Here is a 5,112-nt window from a genome sequence, read left to right on the forward strand (position 1 = left end):
GTGCATCCCAGGTCGCGGCCAGCTCATCGCGCAGACGCGCTGCCCGCACCTGGCCCCAATCGTTGCGCCGCTCGGCCAGCGCCTGCTGCGACAGCGCAGCGAGCAGCGCTTGCGCAGCGTTGCGCGAGTCGGCGACCAAGGCCACGTGCGGCGGATAGTTGCGCACGGTCTGATCGGCGTCGATGTCGATGCGCAGCAACTTGCCGGGAATCTCGAAGCCGCCGGCGAAGGTCACGTCGTAATCGGTTTCGGCCAGTTCGGTGCCGATTGCCAGCACCACGTCGGCATCGGCCACCAGCGCGCGCGTCGCGACCAGGCTTTGCGTCGAGCCGATCAGCAGCGGATGGCTGGTCGGCAACATGCCTTTGGCATTAATGGTCAGCGCCACCGGGGCGTCGAGCAACTCGGCCAGTTCGGTGAGTTCGGCGGCGGCATCGATGGCCCCGCCACCGGCGAGAATCAGCGGACGCTGAGCGCCGGCCAGCAACTCGCTCATGCGCCGTACGGCAGCCGGTGCAGCCCCGGCGCGGTCGATGTGCACCGGAACGCTGGCGAGCAGCTCATCAGCCTCTTCTACCAAAACATCCAGCGGAATCTCGATGTGCACCGGACGCGGACGCCCGGCCTGAAACAGTGCGAAAGCACGGGCCAGCACGGCCGGCAATTCTGCCGCCGACATCAAAGTGTGGGAGAACGCCGCGACGCCGCCGACCAGCGCGCTCTGGTTCGGCAACTCGTGGAGCTTGCCGCGACCGCCGCCCAACTGGCTGCGGGTCTGCACGCTGGAGATCACCAGCATCGGGATCGAGTCGGCGTAAGCCTGGCCCATCGCGGTGGTGATGTTGGTCATGCCCGGGCCGGTGATGATGAAGCACACCCCCCGGTTTGCCGCTGGTGCGCGCGTAGCCGTCGGCCATGAAACCGGCGCCCTGTTCATGCCGTGGGGTGACATGGTTGATGCTCGAACGGGCCAGCCCGCGATACAGCTCCACGGTGTGCACCCCGGGAATGCCGAACACCTGCTCGACCCCGTAATCCTCGAGTAACTTGACCAGTACTTCGCCACACGTCGCCATGTCGATTGCCCTTCTTGTTGTTCAATACGCCGTGCCAGTGTGGGAGCGAGCTTGCTCGCGAAAGCGGTGTATCAGCCACATTGATGCTGAATGGAAAACCGTACTCGCGAGCAAGCTCGCTCCCACATCGATCCGGGTGGAATGAGCTCATTGAACGGGCGGCAGGTAGCGGCAACAATCGATTAAAAGTCATACTAGCCATGTCCTCACGTCATACCTTGGATCCACATGAAACGACTGCCTCCCCTGCCCGCCCTGCACACGTTTCTGATCACTGCGCAGTGCTGCAACTTCACCCGGGCGGCCGAGCAGTTGCACATCACCCAGGGCGCCGTGAGCCGGCAGATCGCCGGGCTGGAAGATCATCTGGGGTATGAGCTGTTCATCCGTCTGGCCCGAGGCCTGGAGCTGACCGCCGAAGGGCGCGAATGGCTGCCGCGGGTGGAAAAGATCTTCGGGTTGATCAGCGAGGCCACCGAGCAGATCGGGCGCAAGCGTCAGACCCTGCAACTCAAGGCGCCCAGCTGCGTGATGCGCTGGCTGGTGCCGCGCCTGTTGCAATGGCAAAAGGAACGCCCGGACGTACCGGTCAAACTGACCACCACACTGGCCCACGGTGTCGACTTTCAGCGCGAGCAGTTTGATGCGGCGGTGATCTACGGCACGCCGCCGGACAACTCATCGACCGCGCTGCATCTGTTTGATGAACAACTGACGCCGGTCTGTTCGCCTGCGTTATTGAAAGGCCCACCGGTGCTGAGCGAACCGGCCGATCTGCAACAGCATCTGCTATTGCATCCGACCCGCGATACGCAGGATTGGACGGTGTGGCTGACGGCGGCCGAATTGCAGTTGAACAACGTCAACACGGGCCAGCATTTCGAGACGCTGGATCAGGCGATGTCGATGGCGTCCCACGGGACGGGTGTGGCGATTGGCGACTGGTCGTTGATCGGCGACGACCTGCGCGCCGGGCGGCTGGTGATGCCGTTTGAGCTGAAGGTGAAAACGGGGCTGGGTTACTACGTGGTGATGCCGCAGGGTGCAGGGGCGTCGCCGCAGCTGGAAGAACTGATGATCTGGCTGGTGGAGCAGGCGCACACCCGCTGACCCACCACATTCCCCTGTAGGAGCTGCCGCAGGTGCGATCTTTTTGACTTTTGATTTAAAAAAAACAAGAATCAAAAGATCGTCCGATCGCGGACCGAGCCTGCGGCAGCTCCTACAGAGGGCGTTTGCAGGTCAGTAGCCGACGGTAAACCGCTGACGTGAATGCTTCGGCGTTTCCACTTCGTCAATCAACGCAATCGCGTAGTCGGCGAAGGTGATCCAGCTGCGACCTTCGGCGCTCACCAGCAAGTGATCCTTGCCGACGCGGAAGCTGCCGGTGCGCTCACCTTCGACAAACTCGGCCGATGGCGAGAGGAAGGTCCAGTCCAGTTCCTTCTCCTGATGCAAGGCATCGAGAAACGCTGCCCCGGCGCTGGCCTCGGCTTTGTACTCGGCCGGGAAACCGGCGCTGTCGATCACTCGGGTGTCATCCGGCAGCAGCAGCGAACCGGCACCACCGACCACCAGCAGACGTTTCACGCCCGCCTGCTTCACCGGGCCAACCACGGCACTGGCCGGTACCGTGGCGAAATGCGCGGCGCTGATCACCACGTCGTGGCCGGCGACGGCGGCTTGCAGCGCCGCCGAATCCAGCACATCGACATTCTTGCTGACCACACCGGCACGTGCGCCGATCTTCGAGGTATCGCGGGCGATGGCGGTGACGCTATGGCTGCGACGCAGGGCTTCTTCCAGCAGTTGGCTACCGGCACGACCGGTGGCACCAATGATTGCGATCTTGCTCATGACATTCTCCAGTTGGCTTGAGAGTTTCAACGACGGCATAAATCTAATCTTGAAGCGGTATTCCCTGTGGCGAGGGAGCTTGCTCCCGCTGGAGGGCGGAGCATCCCCGCCTGTTTCAGCTACAACGCATTGGCAGGTTTTACGCCTGCTGCGCAGGCGGGCGGGAGCAAGCTCCCTCGCCACAAAAGTCCTCTCGACCTGTGTTTCAGATCAATCGGCTTACCACTGCATTTCGCCCTTGGCGACTTTGGCGCTCAGCTCCAGCGAGCTTTCTTCGCCGAGTGTCGGGTAGCGCTTTTGCATGGCCTTGATCAGTGCGGCGGAATCCTTGGCCTTGGCGGTTTCTTCGTCGAAAGCCTTAATGTAGTCGGCGGTGAATTTCACGCTGGCCAGCGAGCGGCTGCTCTCGCCAAGATAGTGACCGGGCACCACGGTTTTCGGCTTCAGGGTTTCGATCGAGTGCAGGGTTTGCAGCCAGTCGGCGTGGGATTGCGCGGTCTGGGTATCGGCCATCCAGACATGAATGTTCTCGGCGACTACCACGCCACCGACCACAGCCTTGAGCGACGGAATCCACACGAAGCTGCGATCCGGTTGTTTGCCTTCAAGGCCGACCACCTGCAGTTTCTGCCCTTCGAGCATCAGGCTGTCACCCTTGAGCACGCCCGGCACGATGGTTTTGGCCGGCACGTCGGCGCCCATTTTCGGGCCCCAGAAAGCGAGCTTGCCGGCGACGGTTTTATTGATGTGATCCACAGTCGGCTGCGACGCCAGCACCTTGGCATCGGGGAAGGCCTGGGTCAGGGTGTCGAGGCCGAAGTAGTAATCCGGGTCACCGTGGCTGATGTAAATGGTGGTCAGGTGTTTGCCGCTGGCGCGGATCTTTTCCACCACCTGTTCGGCCTGGGCCTTGCCGAATTGCGCATCGACCAGGATCGCGTCTTTCTCGCCGCTGACCAGCACCGAGGTCACCGGAAAAATCGCGTTGGTGCCCGGGTTGTAAACGTCCAGGGTCAGGTTGGCGGCCGCGGCGTGGGCCGCAAAACCGAGGGTGGCGGTGGCCAGCAAAACGCGCTTGAGGGTGGTGAAGCCGATCATCTGTTGCTCCGTGATCCGAATGCCGTGTTTGGCGATGGGACAGAGCTTAGCTGCCTGACTCGGTACAAAAAATTGCGATGCTTGAACATAGTTTGTTTCTGAAAGCGGGCAAATCATGGATCGTCTTCAAGCAATGCGCGTGTTTGTCACCGTAGTGGATCTGGGCAGCCAGTCGGCGGCGGCCGATCATCTGGAGCTGTCGCGGCCGGTGGTTTCGCGCTATCTGGCGGAGCTGGAAGACTGGGTCGGCGCGCGTCTGATGCACCGCACCACGCGCAAATTGAGCCTGACCGCCGCCGGCAGCGAAATCCTGCCGCGCTGCCGACAGATGCTCGAACTCTCAAGCGATATGCAGGCCGCTGTCAGCGAACCCCACGATGCGCCGCGCGGACTGCTGCGCATCAGTGTCAGCACCTCGTTTGGCCAGGCACAACTGGCCGATGCGATGGCGGCTTACGTCAAGCGCTACCCCGGGGTCAGCATCGATCTGCAAATGCTCGACCGTACGGTGAATCTGGTGGATGAACGCATCGATCTGGCGATCCGCACCAGCAATGACCTGGACCCGAACCTGATCGCCCGCCGCCTGACCGTATGCCGTTCGGTGGTCTGCGCCGCGCCCGCCTACTTGCGCGACAATCCGCCACCGCAGCGGGTCGAGGACCTGAGCCGGCACAACTGCCTGACGCATTCGTATTTCGGCAAGAGCCTGTGGCATTTCGAAGAGGACGGCGAACCGGTGTCGGTGCCGGTACAAGGCAACATCAGCGCCAACGAAGCCAGCACCCTGTTGCGCGCGACCCTGGCCGGTGCGGGCGTGGCGATGCTGCCGACCTATCAGGCCGGGGTGCATGTGCATGCCGGAGAACTGGTGCGTCTGCTGCCGGATGCCGAACCACGGCAGATGAACATCTACGCGGTGTACGCCTCGCGCAAGCACATGCCGGCGGCGCTGCGCAGCATGCTGGATTTTTTGGTGCAACGGTTTCCCGAGCATCCAGAGTGGGATGTGGGGTTGTAGAAAAGCAAAAGATCGCAGCCTGCGGCAGCTCCTATAGAGGAAATGCTTTCCAAATGCAGG

General features: G+C 62.3%; 4 protein-coding genes and 1 pseudogene. 2 read left to right on the top strand and 3 right to left on the bottom strand.

The window, feature by feature from the left end:
- Positions 1-1,076 (bottom strand): annotated as a pseudogene (locus HT737_RS31790) (5-guanidino-2-oxopentanoate decarboxylase); the annotation flags it as partial.
- A gap of 228 nt (positions 1,077-1,304) precedes the next feature.
- Here HT737_RS31790 and HT737_RS08770 point away from each other — a divergent pair.
- Positions 1,305-2,186, top strand: a complete 882-nt coding sequence (locus HT737_RS08770; RefSeq protein ID WP_041068447.1) for a LysR substrate-binding domain-containing protein — start codon at positions 1,305-1,307, stop codon at positions 2,184-2,186.
- Positions 2,187-2,318: 132 nt separating this feature from the next.
- On the opposite strand, the gene HT737_RS08775 is transcribed toward HT737_RS08770, so the two are convergent.
- Positions 2,319-2,933 carry an NAD(P)-dependent oxidoreductase gene (locus HT737_RS08775; protein ID WP_182402244.1) on the bottom strand — a complete coding sequence of 205 codons (615 nt, stop codon included), beginning with the start codon at positions 2,931-2,933 and terminating at the stop codon, positions 2,319-2,321.
- A gap of 219 nt (positions 2,934-3,152) precedes the next feature.
- Positions 3,153-4,031: an MBL fold metallo-hydrolase gene (locus tag HT737_RS08780; protein ID WP_047296138.1), complete on the bottom strand. Its 879-nt coding sequence runs from the start codon at positions 4,029-4,031 to the stop codon at positions 3,153-3,155.
- Positions 4,032-4,146: 115 nt separating this feature from the next.
- Here HT737_RS08780 and HT737_RS08785 point away from each other — a divergent pair, with 115 nt between their 5' ends.
- Complete coding sequence (locus tag HT737_RS08785; RefSeq protein WP_218833145.1) at positions 4,147-5,052, top strand: LysR family transcriptional regulator; 906 nt, start codon at positions 4,147-4,149, stop codon at positions 5,050-5,052.
- Positions 5,053-5,112: the final 60 nt, after the last annotated feature.

The organism is Pseudomonas sp. MD195_PC81_125 (assembly GCF_014060985.1).
GTDB classification, from domain to species: domain Bacteria; phylum Pseudomonadota; class Gammaproteobacteria; order Pseudomonadales; family Pseudomonadaceae; genus Aquipseudomonas; species Aquipseudomonas parakoreensis.

Excerpts from the sequence above, each read along its gene's own strand:
- HT737_RS08770 (WP_041068447.1), top strand. The coding sequence starts at position 1,305 with ATGAAACGACTGCCTCCCCTGCCCGCCCTGCACACGTTTCTGATCACT.
- HT737_RS08775 (WP_182402244.1), bottom strand. The coding sequence starts at position 2,933 with ATGAGCAAGATCGCAATCATTGGTGCCACCGGTCGTGCCGGTAGCCAA.
- HT737_RS08780 (WP_047296138.1), bottom strand. The coding sequence starts at position 4,031 with ATGATCGGCTTCACCACCCTCAAGCGCGTTTTGCTGGCCACCGCCACC.
- HT737_RS08785 (WP_218833145.1), top strand. The coding sequence starts at position 4,147 with ATGGATCGTCTTCAAGCAATGCGCGTGTTTGTCACCGTAGTGGATCTG.